This is a genomic window from Glaciecola sp. 33A, from assembly GCF_002836745.1.
Lineage (GTDB): Bacteria > Pseudomonadota > Gammaproteobacteria > Enterobacterales > Alteromonadaceae > Glaciecola.
Map to the genome: position 1 here is coordinate 1 of NZ_PJAR01000001.1, position 16,840 is coordinate 16,840.

16 protein-coding genes and 1 tRNA gene are annotated in these 16,840 nt (G+C 41.4%); 8 read left to right on the top strand and 9 right to left on the bottom strand.

Features of this window, described 5'->3' with window-relative positions; all coding sequences use genetic code 11:
• The coding region (locus tag CXF81_RS00005; RefSeq protein WP_101179014.1) for a pyridoxal-dependent decarboxylase at positions 1-1,328 on the bottom strand (1,328 nt) is incomplete at its 3' end.
• Positions 1,329-1,532: 204 nt separating this feature from the next.
• Between CXF81_RS00005 and CXF81_RS00010 the strand changes: the two genes are divergently transcribed.
• Positions 1,533-2,372 (top strand): DUF2797 domain-containing protein, encoded by an 840-nt coding sequence (locus CXF81_RS00010; RefSeq protein ID WP_101179016.1) that lies wholly within the window; start codon positions 1,533-1,535, stop codon positions 2,370-2,372.
• 308 nt (positions 2,373-2,680) lie between these two features.
• Here the strand turns inward: CXF81_RS00010 and CXF81_RS20135 are convergent, their stop codons facing one another.
• Positions 2,681-2,887 carry a hypothetical protein gene (locus CXF81_RS20135; RefSeq protein ID WP_232771710.1) on the bottom strand — a complete coding sequence of 69 codons (207 nt, stop codon included), beginning with the start codon at positions 2,885-2,887 and terminating at the stop codon, positions 2,681-2,683.
• Between the two features lie 75 nt (positions 2,888-2,962).
• Positions 2,963-3,085 (bottom strand): hypothetical protein, encoded by a 123-nt coding sequence (locus CXF81_RS20440; RefSeq protein ID WP_255409393.1) that lies wholly within the window; start codon positions 3,083-3,085, stop codon positions 2,963-2,965.
• A gap of 228 nt (positions 3,086-3,313) precedes the next feature.
• On the opposite strand from CXF81_RS20440, the gene rimK reads away from it, so the two are divergent.
• Positions 3,314-4,219, top strand: coding sequence for a 30S ribosomal protein S6--L-glutamate ligase (gene rimK, locus CXF81_RS00020; protein ID WP_101179017.1), 906 nt, complete (start codon positions 3,314-3,316; stop codon positions 4,217-4,219).
• Between the two features lie 312 nt (positions 4,220-4,531).
• On the opposite strand, the gene CXF81_RS00025 is transcribed toward rimK, so the two are convergent.
• A tRNA-Leu gene (locus tag CXF81_RS00025) sits at positions 4,532-4,618 on the bottom strand.
• 200 nt (positions 4,619-4,818) lie between these two features.
• Between CXF81_RS00025 and CXF81_RS00030 the strand changes: the two genes are divergently transcribed.
• Positions 4,819-5,361: an RDD family protein gene (locus CXF81_RS00030; protein ID WP_101179019.1), complete on the top strand. Its 543-nt coding sequence runs from the start codon at positions 4,819-4,821 to the stop codon at positions 5,359-5,361.
• An 8-nt stretch (positions 5,362-5,369) separates the two neighbouring features.
• Here the strand turns inward: CXF81_RS00030 and lptG are convergent, their stop codons facing one another.
• Positions 5,370-6,434: an LPS export ABC transporter permease LptG gene (gene lptG / locus CXF81_RS00035; RefSeq protein ID WP_101179021.1), complete on the bottom strand. Its 1,065-nt coding sequence runs from the start codon at positions 6,432-6,434 to the stop codon at positions 5,370-5,372.
• The gene (gene lptF, locus CXF81_RS00040; RefSeq protein ID WP_101179023.1) at positions 6,418-7,530 is read right to left on the bottom strand and encodes an LPS export ABC transporter permease LptF; all 1,113 of its coding nucleotides are present in this window, start codon (positions 7,528-7,530) and stop codon (positions 6,418-6,420) included. Before lptF ends, lptG begins: the two co-directional genes overlap by 17 nt.
• Before the next feature lie 227 nt (positions 7,531-7,757).
• Here lptF and pepA point away from each other — a divergent pair, with 227 nt between their 5' ends.
• From pepA to CXF81_RS00060, 5 genes are read left to right on the top strand one after another with little or no spacing between them, the layout of a single operon-like run.
• Positions 7,758-9,263 carry a leucyl aminopeptidase gene (pepA, locus tag CXF81_RS00045; protein ID WP_101179025.1) on the top strand — a complete coding sequence of 502 codons (1,506 nt, stop codon included), beginning with the start codon at positions 7,758-7,760 and terminating at the stop codon, positions 9,261-9,263.
• Positions 9,253-9,426, top strand: a complete 174-nt coding sequence (locus CXF81_RS19700; protein WP_157825450.1) for a hypothetical protein — start codon at positions 9,253-9,255, stop codon at positions 9,424-9,426. The genes pepA and CXF81_RS19700 overlap by 11 nt, the downstream gene beginning before the upstream one ends.
• The gene (locus CXF81_RS00050) at positions 9,414-9,869 is read left to right on the top strand and encodes a DNA polymerase III subunit chi (protein ID WP_101179027.1); all 456 of its coding nucleotides are present in this window, start codon (positions 9,414-9,416) and stop codon (positions 9,867-9,869) included. The genes CXF81_RS19700 and CXF81_RS00050 overlap by 13 nt, the downstream gene beginning before the upstream one ends.
• Positions 9,869-12,640 carry a valine--tRNA ligase gene (locus CXF81_RS00055; protein ID WP_101179029.1) on the top strand — a complete coding sequence of 924 codons (2,772 nt, stop codon included), beginning with the start codon at positions 9,869-9,871 and terminating at the stop codon, positions 12,638-12,640. The genes CXF81_RS00050 and CXF81_RS00055 overlap by 1 nt, the downstream gene beginning before the upstream one ends.
• Before the next feature lie 44 nt (positions 12,641-12,684).
• Positions 12,685-14,871 carry a S9 family peptidase gene (locus tag CXF81_RS00060; RefSeq protein WP_101179031.1) on the top strand — a complete coding sequence of 729 codons (2,187 nt, stop codon included), beginning with the start codon at positions 12,685-12,687 and terminating at the stop codon, positions 14,869-14,871.
• Positions 14,872-14,985: 114 nt separating this feature from the next.
• Here CXF81_RS00060 and CXF81_RS00065 read toward each other — a convergent pair whose 3' ends face one another.
• The 3 genes from CXF81_RS00065 to rraB all read right to left on the bottom strand — a co-directional run bounded on the left by CXF81_RS00065 (position 14,986) and on the right by rraB (position 16,833).
• Positions 14,986-15,789 carry a choice-of-anchor H family protein gene (locus CXF81_RS00065; protein WP_101179033.1) on the bottom strand — a complete coding sequence of 268 codons (804 nt, stop codon included), beginning with the start codon at positions 15,787-15,789 and terminating at the stop codon, positions 14,986-14,988.
• A 141-nt stretch (positions 15,790-15,930) separates the two neighbouring features.
• Positions 15,931-16,332 carry a YkgJ family cysteine cluster protein gene (locus CXF81_RS00070; RefSeq protein ID WP_101179034.1) on the bottom strand — a complete coding sequence of 134 codons (402 nt, stop codon included), beginning with the start codon at positions 16,330-16,332 and terminating at the stop codon, positions 15,931-15,933.
• Positions 16,333-16,407: 75 nt separating this feature from the next.
• On the bottom strand, positions 16,408-16,833 hold the full coding sequence (rraB, locus tag CXF81_RS00075; protein ID WP_101179036.1) for a ribonuclease E inhibitor RraB: 426 nt from the start codon (positions 16,831-16,833) through the stop codon (positions 16,408-16,410).
• Between the last annotated feature and the right edge of the window lie 7 nt (positions 16,834-16,840).

A 16,840-nucleotide genomic window follows, 5' to 3' on the forward strand; every position in this document is an offset into this window, starting at 1 on the left:
ACTGCTTTTGCTAAATCATTCTCATTGGTTTGCCAAGAGCACACGCTAAGTCTGATAATAAATTGACCCTTCCAAGTGGCACTGCCACACCATATAATACCGCTGGACTGTAAACGTTTTAAAACTTGTCTGGTTAATTCTTCACTACCAGCATGCACAATGACTTGATTAAAATGAATATCATTTAATACAACGTAACCTATAGAGCTCAAATGTTTTGCTAGGTACTTCGCGCCGTCATGCAGTTTATTCATTAATGTAGCGATACCTTGTTCACCCAGATGATGCATACATGCCCAAAGGTCGATACCCCGTGCACGACGAGACATATCGGGTGTATACACCATATTGTCTCGTGTCTTGCTATATTCGATGTAACTTCCTTGTTGATGCAAAGCTTCAGTAATAGCGTCTGGATGCTTACATAATATGACGCCACAATCATATGGTGTATTTAGCGTTTTGTGTCCATCTACTGACCATGAGTCTGCTAATTCCATGCCCACAGTTAGATGCTTCAATTGCGCAGAGGCCTCAGCCCATAGTCCAAAGGCTCCATCTATATGAGTCCAAGCACCTGATTGATCCGCAATAGTGCAAAGCGCGCTAAAATCATCAAATGATCCCGAGCAAACGTTCCCAGCCTGTAAAATAAGAATACACGACTCATCCATGTCGGGTAGACAGTCAACCATAATACGACCTTGGTCATCTGTTGCAACTAGCTCTATAGATTGCGAACCAAAACCCAAGAGTTTGACCATCTTTGCGACTGTTCCGTGCGTCTGATCACCCATAATGATGCGCAAGCTAGGAGCACCCATCAGACCTCTCTCATTAACGTCCCAATTCAGTTTCTTATATTGATAGTTTCTTGCGGCAGCTAATCCGCAGAGCGTTGCAACAGAAGTTCCACCTACCAAACCCATTTTGCTGGTAGGTGGTAAATGTAGTAACTGAATAAGCCATTGTTCACACACTTCCTCTAACTTTGCTGAAATCGGTGACATAACTCCCAGTGCCGAATTTTGATCCCAAGTGTCAGCCAACCAACGCGCCGCAATACCGATAGGGAGAATCCCCCCATTGACGAAGCCAAAGTATCTGCTTCCTCCGTGCTTAACTGTAGTTTGTGAACCTATGTCCGCTAACTTTTTGAGAGTCTCCAGTGGATTGTTTGGAGCAGTTGGCAGCTTTTCATTAAACTGTTGTAATAATTTTAGTGCATCATCCGATGGAAAAACAGGCAGTTTATCGCAACCTTCCAAGTAGTTAATAGACTCCAACTTCGCGATTTCTAACAATTGATTAAGGTGACTATTCGACATATTTTGTCCATTAGAGTGTCAAGCATCAACTATAGCTAAACAGAAAACATGACTAGTAAGCTAACATAACCGTGTTACAACTCAATCTACTACCCTCTTATTTAAAAATAAATCGTCATTTTTACGAATAATCTTCGTATCTAGTTTGTAAGCTAAACCAGATAACCTTATCATTACCCCATAGAGGTTTTGATTAAGAGTAATATGACTGTACTTTCAGGCAACATTAAAAAGATGTCCGTAGATGTAAACGCGGACAATCTGGCGCAGTATCAACTCAATGTTGGAGACACCGCGATTAATATGAACGATGTTATTGGAAAGCGTGTTTCCGTTAATTATCAAGCAACCATTAATTGTGTTCATTGTGGTAGAAAAACTAAAAAAAGCTTCAATCAGGGTTATTGTTACCCTTGTTTAACTAAATTAGCACAGTGCGACATCTGTATAATAAAGCCTGAAAAGTGTCACTATGATCAAGGAACCTGTCGAGATCCATCTTGGGGAGAGGCGAATTGTCTTCAGTCTCACTTTGTTTACCTTTCTAATACAGGGAACGCAAAGGTAGGCATAACTCGGTTCGTGACTGATGGTGTTTCATCTCGATGGATTGATCAGGGAGCGTCGCAAGCTATCCCAATTTTGCGTGTTCAAAATAGGTTAATGAGTGGTTTAGTTGAAACTGCGTTAAAGGCGCAAATTGCTGATAAAACCAACTGGCGTAAAATGTTGCAAGGTGAAGCTGAGCATATCGATTTGAACGCATTAAAAGAGACCTTATTAAAAAATGCAGCACCTCAACTTAATCAATTACAAAATCAATTTGGTATTCAGTCGATAGCGGATATTGATTCAGACATTATTAATATCAAGTATCCTGTTGATGTATATCCTACTAAAATAAAATCGATTAACTTAGATAAAGAGCTTGGTTTTGAAGGGCAATTACAAGGAATTAAGGGTCAATATCTTTTACTCGATCACGATCGAGTGATTAATATTAGAAAATACTCTGGATATCATTTGGATATCGAAATTCAATAGCAGCGAAAATATTTAAAATGTCACTGCCCGACGTTATAGGGCGGTTTTAATGCTCATGTTTTTATTCGCTTAGTTTTTTTCATCTCTGTGTGACATCGCTTTTCTCTCTGTTCTCGCTTATGCCTTTAGTCAACTAGGCTTTTTATCGAGGATGAAAATGACGTTTTTTTGCTTAACTCTCTTGATTCTGACACTTTGCTCATGGTTGCCGGATTGTCGGGTGCTAATTGACATATCTGAGACACCGATTTTGAATAGCATAGGTCCCCAGTCATCGTTGAAGGACCAAACCAAGAATCTGTTGGTCGTCAAAAAGGAATGTCGGCAATGGGTACTTTACGCTGTGGAACTAAAATAGTCATCCATAATGGCGTACTAATAAATACCTTTATTTCCTCACCAGGCAAGACAACAATTGGTTTATTCAATGTTGCTATCATTGCTCGATCTGCTAGCGACGGTTCTATAATCATTTGCTCACTGGTTGAGCCTAATACATATCTCCTATAATCCACATTATCAAAGGATTCTTTCGGTTTTGGCTTTCTAACCACTATCGGTGTGTGTAATTCAGATTCAGTTTCTTTGTTCTAAATAGTCCACTCGTGAGGGGTACGTCTAATGGCGATGAGTCTTTCATCAATGCGCCAACACTTGGTTTCGCCAAGCGCAAATTCAAATTCGCCACACCACTGCTTATTTGTTCCCATCATTAATTGTTCTCACAAAGTATGTTTGTAGTGCCTAAACTGAATATGTTCTACACCTGGTTTCTAGTGTAGATGAAATCGTATTTTAAAAGGTTAAATAAAGTCCGCAAAGTAATCAATTAAATAACTTACTAACTCAAAATAGCCAAATATTATTTTGATTATTTCTTAATTATCTTATAATACAGTTTCGTAAAAATTCCTAAAAGCTGATAAGTAAAGGTAATAAAGATGAAAATTGCAATTCTATCTAGAAATAAAAAACTTTATTCAACCCGCCGTTTAAAGGAGGCTGGAGAGGCCAGAGGTCACGAAGTTGATGTTATAGATACTCTACATTGTTATATGGACATTACGAGTAACCGCCCAGCTGTTAGAATGAAAGGTGTAGAATTGCCGCAGTATGACGCTATTATTCCTCGCATTGGCGCTTCGGTGTCATTTTATGGCACCTCAGTTGTTAGACAGTTTGAAATGACGGGGAGTTACAGTATCAACGAATCGGTAGCAATTAGTCGTTCTCGAGATAAATTGCGCTCAATGCAATTACTCTCAAGAAAGGGGGTAGGCTTACCAAGAACTGGTTTTGCAAACAGGCCAGATAATATTAAGGATTTAATCAAAAATGTTGGCGGCGCGCCTTGTGTTATTAAGCTACTTGAGGGTACTCAGGGAATAGGTGTTGTATTAGCAGAAACCACTAAAACGGCAGAGGCTATTGTTGAAGCATTTATGGGACTCAATGCAAACATCTTGATCCAAGAGTTTATAAAAGAAGCTGGCGGTGCCGACATTCGTTGTTTTGTGGTTGGCGACAAAGTGGTCGCTGCAATGAAACGACAAGGAGCTGAAGGTGAGTTTCGTTCGAATTTGCATCGTGGAGGTTCAGCCGTTTTGGTTAAACTTACTAAAGAAGAAAGAGCGACCGCCATAGCTGCAGCGAATATAATGGGCTTGAATATGTGCGGTGTTGATTTATTGCGTTCATCTCGAGGACCAGTGGTAATGGAGGTCAACTCATCACCTGGCTTAGAAGGGATAGAAACCGTAACTAAAAAAGATGTGGCAGATTTAGTTTTTGATTTTATTGAAAAAAACGCAAAACCACATCGCACTCGGACACAAGGTAAAGGCTAGCATCGGCAGGCACAATAGGCACAGCTGACACAATGACAGCGACTTTTGCCGTTACTTTACTCGCATTTGTTAACGTTACAAGTCGAGTTTGGCTGCTACCATAGCTGGATTCGGTTTATTATCCAGTGAATAAGCAATAGCAATGGGCTACAGTTAGATACTTTGGTGTTTGTATTGACTATTAAGACCTGATCCGTGTCTACAAAATGGAAGATTCAGTTTGCGTCCTGAATTTTTGGCAGCATGGACAGGAATCAGAAAGTAACAAAGCCATGAAACAAAAAAACCTGTTGAAACTCAACAGGTTGATTGTGGTACCAGAGGCCGGACTTGAACCGGCACAGTATTACTACCGGCGGATTTTGAATCCGCTGCGTCTACCAATTTCGCCACTCTGGCACAGAATGCCACACGACTTCCGCCGAATGGAGGAGCATTATATCTATCTAAGATCATGTATCAAGTCTTATTTTACCCATATGTACAAAAGATGAGCTGTTTAGCTAATAAAAATGGATTTGCAGATGTCGTTGCAAGTCTAAACAGTGATAATATACGTAAAAAATCCTTTTAATTTCATTTGTTAGAGGCTGGAAACGTTGGCACCAAGTAAATCTATATCAAAAAATAACCCAAAGGCACAAAAAACGGAAAGGTCGTATCAACGTGCGGGATTTTTTCGACGTTTAGCAGCCATGATATACGACGCTCTAGTTGCTACAGCTGTGGCTATGTTGTCAGGGTTAACTTTCCAAGTTTTGGTGCTTATTTTGTTTCAAACAGAGGTGCTTGAAAACCGTGGTTTTGAAAACTACATGGATTATTTTCAATCCAGCGATTTACTTAAGTTAACTGCTAATGTGTGGGTGGGGCTGTGGATCGCAGGCTTTTTTTTATGGTTTTGGAAGAATGGTGGGCAAACACTGGGCATGCGTGCTTGGAGGCTTAAGATCTATAATCTAAAAGACCAAAAAAATATCAGTTATGCACGACTTCTGCTCAGACTAATGACTGCTTTTTTAGGTCTAGGGACATTGCTGGTATTGTTAGATGTGAAGAACAAACAGTCGCTCCAAGATAGAATTGCAAAAACCGAGGTCTTGTATCTTTCTAAAGAAGCAAACGATCATAAAAATTGGTAAAGCTAATCTTATTGACGCCTCAATAGCAATATAGCAATACCGGCAAATACAACACTGGGGAGCAGTGCGCCAACAAAGGCGGGTAATTGGAACACAAGGCTAACTTGGCCAAATACTTGGTTAGCAATGAAGAAAGAAAAACCAACCATAACACCCATAATGGTTCGAGCGCCCATTGTTACGCTGCGTAGAGGACCGAAAATAAATGACAATGCCATTAGTAACATCACGGCCACTGAAACTGGTTGGGTTATCTTTCGCCAGAATGCTAATTCATAACGCGCTGAATCTTGTTCGCTGTTATTTAAATATTTTACGTAACCCACTAACCCTTGAATGGATAATGCTTCAGGCTTTATCGCTACAATACCTAATTTATCTGGAGTTAAGGTACTATCCCAAGACAACGTATTGGCTTCTGACTTATCTATTTTTGTTGGTGAAAACGTCAGTAAACTAACGTTCCGAAGCTCCCAACTTTCACCCTTGTAGAGCGCAGCATCTGCAGTTAAGACATTAGTTAGTTCAAGTTCGGAACTAAATTGATACACCGTGATGTCTCGCAGTGTGTCTTTCGAGAGCACTTCACCAATGCTTACAAAGTCACTACCATCTTTGGCCCAGAATAATTCGTCCGATAAAATCAGACTGCCTCCTGACAATGCTTGTGTTCTAATCTCCTTGGCTTTTGCTTCGCTGCGAGGAGTCACCCATTCGCCTAACATCATCACCGCAATGATCAATATGATAAGTGACTTCATGGCCGAATTTATAATATTCCAACGGCTTAAACCCGATGCCTGCATAACAACAAGCTCACTTTTTTGTGCTAATAACCCCATACCGATTAGGCCACCGAGGAGTGTTGCCATAGGCAGAAATTGTTCGATGTCTCGCGGTAAGCTCAAGAGAACATATAAAGCAGCCAAGGTCATATCATAATCGCCCTGTCCTACCCGGCGTAGTTGCTCAACAAATTTGATAAGCGCACTTAGTCCGACTAACACTGAAAGTGTCACAGTCACAGTGCCTAGAAGAGTGCGTGCTATGTATAAATCAAGGAGACGGAACATCTTTTCTCCTTAAAAATAGTTGACGTAAAACCACACCTGTTTTGCGGTCTCTCGCGATTAATCCCATACCAACCAGTAACATCACGCAATGCACCCACCATAAGCCAAGTGCCGGCGGCAATTTCCCATCTTCTAAAACTTGGCGGCTAGCAAGTAGCAACAAGAAGTAACCAAGATACAACAGCAGGGCTGGAAACATTTTACCAAAACGGCCTTGTCTAGGGTCAACGGCGCTCAGTGGAACTGCAATAAGCACTAAAAATGGCAATGAGAGGGGAATTGCAATTCGCCATTGTAGTTCTGCAATGGCTTCAATACTGTCTAACTTCATCAGTTCTGAAGTGGGCAAGGCTACCAGTTTACGACGTTTTTGTTCCTGATTTTTCGGCGCTATTGTCACTCTATACTCATCAAAATCAACGATTTGAAAAGCTTGGTCGGTGCTCGAACCTTCATATTGGTTACCATCGAACAATACCAGTTGCTGGTCACCTATTTCACTTGTTTGAATGGTGCCAGTTTTAGCGTAAATAAGAAGCGTCTTGTTATCGTCTTGACTACGCTGCGATAAAAAAACTTTTTGTAATTGTTGACTATCAGAATCAACATCATGCACAAATATTACTGCTTTATTATTTCCTGTTTGTTGAAAACGGCCAGGCATTACGGAGGCAAGCCCAGATTTTGCGGTGGCTTGTTCTTGTAATTGATATTCTTTTTCTGCGGCAGCAGGAGCGAGGTAAAGTGTCACCACAGCGGTGACTAATGCCATGATGACGGCAAATAGCAAGGTAACTCTGGTAATATACCACTCACTTACTCCGCAAGCCTTCAAAACGGTCATTTCGCTGTCGACATACATACGGCCATGTGCAAGCATAACACCCAAAAATAGGCTTATGGGCAGTACTAGTGAGGCTAAAATTGGGCTATAAAGCGTAATGAAACCGAGCACTAAATCGGCCGGAACATCGCCATCGGAAGCATCACCTAAAATTCGTGCAAATTTAAGCGTGATGAAAATTGCCATGAGTATTAAAAAAACAGCAATTTGTGATTTGAATGTTTCGCGCAACAAATATCGAAAAATTAGCATTTAGTTACTGATTAAAACATAGGTTTTAGTGGAAAGGTGCAGATATATCAGTAAACTGAGTGTTTCTAACTGTTTTAATGCACACAACGTATATAAATCGCGTATAAGTCTAGCATAAAGAATTCTTTTGCTAACACAGATAAATATATTTTATTTCGCACGAACCTGAAAACAAAGTAATCTTGGTTTTAAGCAGACAAACTAAGCATAATCATTGAGGAGATATCATGGAATTTAGCGTCAAGAGCGGTAGCCCAGAAAAGCAACGCAGTGCTTGCATAGTGGTTGGCGTATTCGAACCTCGTCGCCTTACTCATGTTGCGGAGCAGCTCGACCAGATAAGCGACGGTTATATTAGTAACTTACTTCGTCGCGGCGACCTCGAGGGGAAAGCAGGACAAATGCTGTTGTTACACCATGTACCTAATGTGTTAAGTGAGCGCATTCTTCTTGTTGGGTGTGGTAAAGAGCGAGAGCTAAATGAAAGACAATATAAACAAATTATTGCGAAAACAATTCAAACACTAAATGAAACTGGCTCTATGGAAGCCGTCTGTTTTTTAACAGAACTGCATGTTAAAGGCAGAGATACTTATTGGAAGGTTCGCCAAGCAGTCGAAGCGGCAAATGATACCCTTTACACGTTTTTACAATTAAAAACTAAAAAAGGTGAACCACGTCGTCCATTGCGCAAAATGGTCTTTAATGTGCCAACGCGCAAAGAATTAACATCAGGTGAACGTGCCATTGAACATGGCACAGCCATTAGTAAAGGTGTTTTAGTTGCAAAAGATGTCAGTAACATGCCGCCGAATATTTGTAACCCAAAATATTTGAATGAGCAAGCGGCCTTGTTGGTGGAAGACTATGCGTCACTGAGCCTTGAAACAATAGGCGAAAAACAAATGGCTGAACTTAAAATGGACAGCTACTTAGCCGTTGGACGTGGTTCAGTTAACGAATCAATTATGAGTATTATTCATCATAAAGGCGCTGACGCCTCACAAGCACCGATTGTGTTGGTGGGTAAAGGCTTAACTTTCGATTCCGGTGGTATTTCAATAAAACCAAGTGCCAACATGGATGAAATGAAATACGACATGTGTGGCGCAAGTTCTGTGCTAGGTGTCATGCATACAGTCGCCAAATTGAACCTACCTATTAATGTCATCGGCGTGATTGCTGGCTGTGAAAATATGCCAGATGCAAATGCATATCGCCCCGGTGATATCCTAACTACTATGTCGGGGCAAACGGTTGAAGTGCTTAATACAGACGCTGAAGGCCGATTAGTGTTGTGTGATGCGCTTACCTACGTCGAACGATATGAGCCTGAAGCAGTTATTGATATTGCGACGTTAACCGGCGCTTGTGTGATTGCATTAGGTCCTCATGCAACTGCAGTGCTAAGTACTCACAATCCGTTATCTCATGAATTACTAAATGCATCGGAACAGTCTTCTGACAAAGCTTGGCGTTTGCCGCTTTGGGATGAATATCAAGAATTGATTGAAAGTCCATTTGCTGATATGGCGAATTTGGGCGGCAGACCGGCTGGTGCCATTACAGCCGCGTGTTTCTTATCTCGGTTTACTAAGAAGTACAACTGGGCTCATTTAGATATTGCAGGCACTGCTTGGGTAAGTGGCGCTCGTAAAGGTGCCACCGGAAGACCTGTGCCGATGCTGTCACAGTATCTATTTAATAAAGCAGGATTAGTCAGTGAAGATTAATGTTTCTTGGCGTCAATCCAGAAGCCAAGTGCCTGTTCGATTGAGCAAGCAAACACGAAATAGCGACTTAACAATGCAATTTGCATTTCAATTAGTAAACCAAGAAGGGTCCAAAGTGGACTATCTTTTCGGCGATGGATGTGACAAAAAATGCCAATCGTGACTTTTTATCAATTGGACGACAATAGCCAAGACACGACGCAGGATATTTTAAAAGCCTGCTCTCACTTACTATTAGATACCGTAAAGAAACGCAAGTGGGCAGCGGTATTGTGCACTGATAAACAGCAGGCAGAGGATGTCGACGAATTTGTTTGGCAACACCCGGTAGATAGTTTTATCCCGCATAATTTAGTGGGCGAGGGTCCTAAACAAGGTACGCCAGCTGAAATTACGTGGTTAGGACAAGCGTTAAATAGTCGTCATACGCTGATTAATTTATCGCAGACCATGATAGAAAATCACCGCCAATATCAACATATTATTGATTTTGTGCCTGTTGAAGAAACGCAGAAGCAGCAGGCACGTGAAAGATACAAACAGTATAAATTAGCCGGTTGCAATATGCAGTTTACCCCAGCTAATCAAATAAACGAGAGTAATTAATGGATAAGACATTCGACCCCCACAATATTGAAAAAGAGTGTTATGCGAAGTGGGAGCAACAAGGTTATTTTAAAGCGTCCGGAGAAGGTCAACCGTATTGCATTTTGTTGCCGCCACCAAACGTCACGGGTAGCTTGCATATGGGCCATGCTTTTCAACATACTATTATGGATTCTTTGATCCGTTACAAACGTATGAAAGGCAATAATACGCTTTGGCAATGTGGCACAGATCACGCCGGTATCGCAACCCAAATGGTGGTCGAACGTAAATTAAATGGGGAAGGTAAAACCCGCCACGATCTCGGCCGAGAAGGTTTTGTGAAAAAAATCTGGGAATGGAAAGAAGAGTCGGGCGGCACTATTACCCAGCAAATGCGTCGTTTAGGGACATCTCCAGATTGGGAACGTGAGGTGTTTACCATGGATGATAGTCTTTCTGATGCGGTACAAGAAGTATTTATCAAGCTGCATGAAGAAGGCTTGATTTACCGTGGTAAACGTTTGGTCAACTGGGATCCAGCATTACTCACTGCTGTTTCCGATTTAGAAGTTATTAACGAAGAAGAAAATGGTCACATGTGGCATATGAGTTATCCACTAACCGATGGTTCGGGTCACTTAGTGGTCGCAACAACACGCCCTGAAACTATGTTAGGCGACACCGCTGTTGCTGTTCACCCTGACGATGTGCGCTATGCTAGTTTTATTGGTAAGACCATTACGTTGCCATTAACGGGCAGAGAAATCCCGATTATTGCAGATGATTACGTTGATCAAGAATTTGGTACAGGTTGCGTTAAAATAACGCCTGCCCATGACTTCAACGACTACGAAATGGGCAAACGTCACAACCTTGATATTATCAATATATTGACTGACGAAGCCAAGTTAAATGACGTCGTGCCGGCTAAGTATCAAGGTATGGACCGTTTTGATGCTCGTGCTGCGATTGTTGCTGATTTGCTAGAAGCTGGGGTGCTAATCAAAACCGATGAGCATAAACTCAAAGTTCCTAGGGGTGATAGATCAGGTGTTGTCATCGAACCCTATCTAACTAATCAGTGGTATGTGGCGGTTGAGTCACTTGCAAAACCGGCAATTGAAGCAGTAGAAAGTGGTGAAATTCGATTTGTACCGGAGAATTGGAACAAGACTTACTACCAATGGATGAACAATATCCAAGATTGGTGCATTTCACGCCAATTGTGGTGGGGACATCGGATTCCAGCGTGGTTTGATGAAGATGGTAAAATTTTTGTCGGTCGCAATGAAGCGGAAATAAGAGAGAAAAACCACATCCCTGATGCGGTAAAATTGAGACAGGATGAAGACGTTTTAGATACTTGGTTCTCCTCTGCTTTATGGCCATTTGCAACCATGGGATGGCCAAAGCAAACGTCTGAATTAGAGACTTTTGTACCCAGTTCGGTGCTTGTTACCGGCTTTGATATCATTTTTTTCTGGGTTGCCAGAATGATCATGATGACGAAAAAATTCACGGGTAAAGTCCCATTTAAAGACATTTATATTACGGGCCTTATTCGTGATGAAAACGGCGATAAGATGTCAAAATCTAAAGGTAACGTGCTTGACCCAATCGATTTGATTGATGGCATTGACCTTGATTCGCTGATGGATAAGCGTACTTCTGGAATGATGCAGCCAAAAATGGCAGCTAAAATAGGCAAAGCCACACAAAAGGAGTTCCCCCAGGGTATTAACGCTTATGGTACAGATGCATTGCGCTTTACGTTTGCAGCAATGGCGTCGACCAGTCGCGATATCAGTTTTGATATGGGGCGTGTTGAAGGGTATCGTAACTTCTGTAACAAAATTTGGAATGCAACACGTTTTGTCTTAATGAATACCGAAGAATTCGACACCGGCCGCGATGGCGGCGAAATGTCACTTAGTGTTTTTGATCGTTGGATTTGGTCACAATTCCAAGAAACATTAAAGGCTTATGAAGTTGCCATAGACCAATATCGATTCGATATCGCTGCGCAGCATTTATATGAGTTTACTTGGAATCAATTCTGCGATTGGTATTTGGAGTTATCTAAGCCGGTATTAAATTCAGAACAGAGCACTGAAGCTGAAAAGCGCGGCACAAGAAACACATTGATTAACGTGCTTGAGCACATGATGCGTTTATTGCATCCGTTTATGCCGTTTATTACTGAAGAGATTTGGCTAAAAATTCAGCCGCTTTCAAACAATAAAACAACGGCCGAAAGTATCATGGTTGATTCTTTCCCTGAATTTGATGCAAGCAAACATGATCAAGCTGCCCTAGATGATATTGAATGGGTTAAATCATTTATTGTAGGTATTCGGAATATCCGTGGAGAGATGGACATCCCACCGTCAAAACCCTTACCTATTTTACTTAGGAACGTGAGTCAAAGCGACCAATCAAGATTGCATAAGAGTGGAAGTTATTTAGCCAAACTGGCTAAGCTAGAATCGGTAACGCATTTAGCACCAGGCGAGCAAGCACCTGCATCGGCAACTGCTTTAGTTGGTGAGATGGAAATTTTAATCCCTATGGCAGGCTTGATTGATAAAGAAGCCGAGCTCGCTAGGCTAAATAAAGCGGCAGAGAAGATTGAAAAAGACGCACAGCGCACAAAAGGTAAACTCAGCAATGAGAGTTTTGTGAGTAAAGCGCCTGCGGCGGTTATTGATAAAGAACGTACAAAACTGGCTGATATGGAAATGCAATTGGGTAAAATTCAAGCGCAAAAAGCAGAAATCGCGGCTATTTGAGTTTCGATTTCTTGCCATACAGATCACGACTAAAAGGAATAATTATGTTACGGCAATTTTTTGCGCCAGCGCTAGCCGTATGCGGTCTTGCTATTTTGGCGGGCTGTTCACCATCACAAGAGTCTCAAATGCCAGAAAAGCCGATAGCTGAACAACAACGACTGAAACAACTTAGTATCCTAGCACCACAGGCAAATAAAATACCATTTACGGCTGAGTATCACGGTAAAACCATTACTGATCATTTTAATTGGTTAAAGGATGCCGGTTATCCTGACGTTAATGATCAGCCTATTATTGATTATTTGAACCAAGAAAATGCCTACTTTAATGCCTTTTTGGCACCCAAAAAACGGTTAGTAGACACCTTGTTTGAGGAATTTAAAGGCCGCACCAATGACACTGAAAGTTCGGTTCCTTGGATTGAAAACGGCTATGACTATAAGTCCTACTATAAGCCAGGGGAGGAATATCTTACTTTTAGCCGTCGCAAATTAGAGAGTGACGAGGACGTTGTTTTCTTAAGTATCACCGAGTTAGCCGAACCGTTTGACTACTTTATAATGGATGATTGGGAAATAAGTCCGAATAACCAATTTATTGCTTATTCTTACAACACTAATGGTGACGAACGATATAGGATCGTAGTGAGGGACCTGAATACCGGCGAGATGCTTTCAGATGAACTTAACGACACCAGCGGTGATATTGTATTTAGCACTGATAGTCGCTCTATTGTTTATGGTGCATTGGCAACCGATCGCTGGTACACAGAGAGCGTTAAGGTACATAATTTAGGTAGTGAACAAGTAAACGACAAAGTCATGTTTGCAGAAAGCAATGATGGTTTTTTTCTTGGTTTTGGTCTTACTAGTAGCAAGGAATATCTTGTTATTAGTAGTAGTCAAAGTGAAACTTCTGAAACCTATGTGGTACCAGCTTCTGACTTTGCTGCAACGCCTATTCAGCTAGTTTCCAGGGAGCAGAATTTTCTTAACAATGTTGATCATGCTAATGGTTACTTTTATATCATTGCCAATGATACCCATACAAACTCAAGGTTAGCCAAAGTATCGGATAAAGAGCCTAGCTATAATAATTGGGAGACAGTGATTGCAGGGTCAGATGAACGCTATCTCATGGACATGCAAAATTTCCAAAGTTTCATGGTCGTCACATCAAGAGAAAATGGTATTGAACGTTTTACACTCTATGATTATGCCGGCAATAATCATGATGTCGCATTTCCTGAGTCGGTATTCTCTGTATTTAATGGCAGTAACCCTGAGTTCGAGCAAGATTTTGTGCGCATCAATTACAACTCTATGATAACCCCAAGTACTGTGTTCGACTATAAAGTCGGTAGCACAGCGTTAATAACTAAAAAAGTTCAAGAAATTCCGTCGGGCTATGACAAGTCACAATATGTTACAGAGCGTATTATGGCGCCTGCACGCGATGGTATGATGGTGCCAGTAACGTTGGTGTATAAAAAAGGCTTTAAGAAAGACGCCAGTCAACCGATGTATTTATATGGTTATGGTGCATACGGAAGTACAGTAAGTCCGAGCTTTTCAACCACACGCCTGAGTATTCTCGATAGAGGCTTTTCGTATGCAATTGCCCATGTTCGTGGCAGTGATATGTTGGGTCACCAATGGTATCTAGACGGTAAGTTAGATAAACGCATGAATACCTTCAATGATTTTATAGATGTTGCTCGCCACCTAGTTGCTGAAAAATATGTAGCTCAGGGTAATATCAGTATATCTGGTCGTAGTGCCGGCGGTAAATTGATGGGTGCAGCTACGATACAAGCGCCTGAGTTGTGGCGTTCAGTAACCTTAGGTGTGCCTTTTGTTGATGTCTTAAATACCATGCTTGATGCCAACTTACCGCTAACACCGCCGGAATGGAGCGAATGGGGGAATCCTATTGAAGAGCCAGTTGTCTTTGATTACATTCAAAGTTATTCTCCGTACGACAACATTGTTGCAAGAGAATACCCTCCGATGTTGGTGACGGGCGGCATAAATGATCCGCGAGTAACGTATTGGGAGCCAGCAAAGTGGACGGCTAGAATGCGTGAACTTAAAACCGATGATAACTTGTTAATCATGCGTATTAACATGGGGGCAGGTCACTTTTCAAATAGTGGTCGATATGGCCGTTTACGTGATTATGCTGAAGAGTATGCGTTTATGTTAGCTTCTCACGGGATAACCCAGTAGCCAGCAAATAGCGCCTTGCTGTTAAGTAGGCGCGCTTTTTATTTGCTTGTTAATCCAATCATAGACCTCGTTATCTACAAAGTAGTAAAGGTAGAAAGCGACTGGTCAAGAAAATTAACTTTTTAATCGTCTATAAGCGAGCAAGCATAATCCGGCAATTAAGCCAATACCTAGCGCACCACCATTCTCTATAACCACAACTTCAACGGTCTCTACGTATTCATAGTTTTCACTTTCTAAGCTAAGAATTGCTAAATCAGCGTCATCAGTACCATCAGTTACGGCAACGACTTCGTCGGTCTCAGCATCATAGATCATCACCATCAGTTCATAGTCATTACTTGGAAAGCCAGTGACTAACTGGTTTTCAACAATAATAGCGTCTTGAGTATTGTCGCCATTGATATTATAAACCTCAGTGGTATAAAACGGTGTAAATACGTCCGACGTTGAGGTATAAATTACGGCGTAAATAGGCGCTGATAAATAGACTGTGTCAACATCGAATTCGAGTGTAAAAGATGAATAGTAACCATCATAGTCAAGATCTACAGTAAGCGTGACGAAGCTATCGTATATCCAAAAATCAGGATCATCATTACTGCGAGCAGACTCTCTTAGTAAGGGCGCCCTTTTAGAAAGTGTTAATGGTGTGGGGGCATTTGAATTAGCAACAAGTGGCTTTGCACCTTTTAACTGTTTCTTAACTTTTACATTAGAACCGTCTTCTCGCAGCATGTTGGGCTGATATTCGATTCCTTTAACCACCACATCCTGCAATGTCTTATCGTCTGGTGGTGATGTATTGCTTGCTAATGCTAATGCAGATGCTGAGACAAAGCCTAAAGCGAAAATGGAGGCTAATGCGATTGCTTTAGGAACAGTTGCATGAAGAAATTTATTTTTAGATGGTTTCATTAGGTAACACCTTAAGTTTAATGCTTAAGACGTATTATGCTCTTAGCAACCTGAACCTAATCTGAAATTAAACTGAACGGCAGCTGACTGGACTAGTGTAAACTCAGGTGAGTATCTTAGGTGAGTCACTGCAATAAGGCGCTATGAATTTTCAGAAGGGCGACTATCTTGCATTAATAAATCTAACTTGCCTTGAGCTCGTTTATGATCACTTAAATCGACGACTTCAATCATTTCGCACTCGTCTCTAATCATTTCAGCAATGCGACTCGGGTAATGGCGACAATCCTCGGGGCGGTCTAAGTATATGCTGCAAATATACTTAGTTTGAGCGAGAGCACTTTTAGGGGACTCAATCTCGAGAAACGGGCATGTTGTTAAGCGCAAGCCAGATTCAGGGTCAAACCAAATTTCGTTGTTTTTAACAAATTCAAAAATTTCTGGATTAAATAGCTCCCACAGATCAATTTCCTCGGTTGTGGCAGAAAGAGCGCCATTACCATATTTGATACAGCATTTTCCACACTGGTTACACTCTTTCATTCTATCTAGTGCCCTTATGTAAATGTATTCGCGGATCCACCTATTTATCCTGCATCTAGCGGATCATTTTTGCTCTCAATCGTCATCGTCATCGTCATCGTCATATTCATAGCTATTAGCATCGTCGATTTCGTCTCGCTCAATGGCACCTTCGCCAATAAAGTAAGTACCCCAGCCGTCATAATAGACTTTGTGCTTGTCGGCAATCGCGATAAGTTTATCTGAGTCGGCATTAAATACCTCGACATCCAGCTTTTTTTCTACAATAGCGTCGAAGCAAAAAACTGTGTCGCCGTCGTCCAGAATAAGCTCTTCTGCATCTGTCACTTCAAAACCTGCTTTAAAAGCATCCACAGCGGCTTTTTCAAGTGCATCAAAGTCACTGCAAGCCAAATGATGCTCGATTGTGTGTGGAAGGTCCATATCGCTTCCATCTTCTATCAACGCTTCTATTGTTTCTTTATTAAATTCGTACCATTCATTGGCGTCATGCAAACTCATACTAACC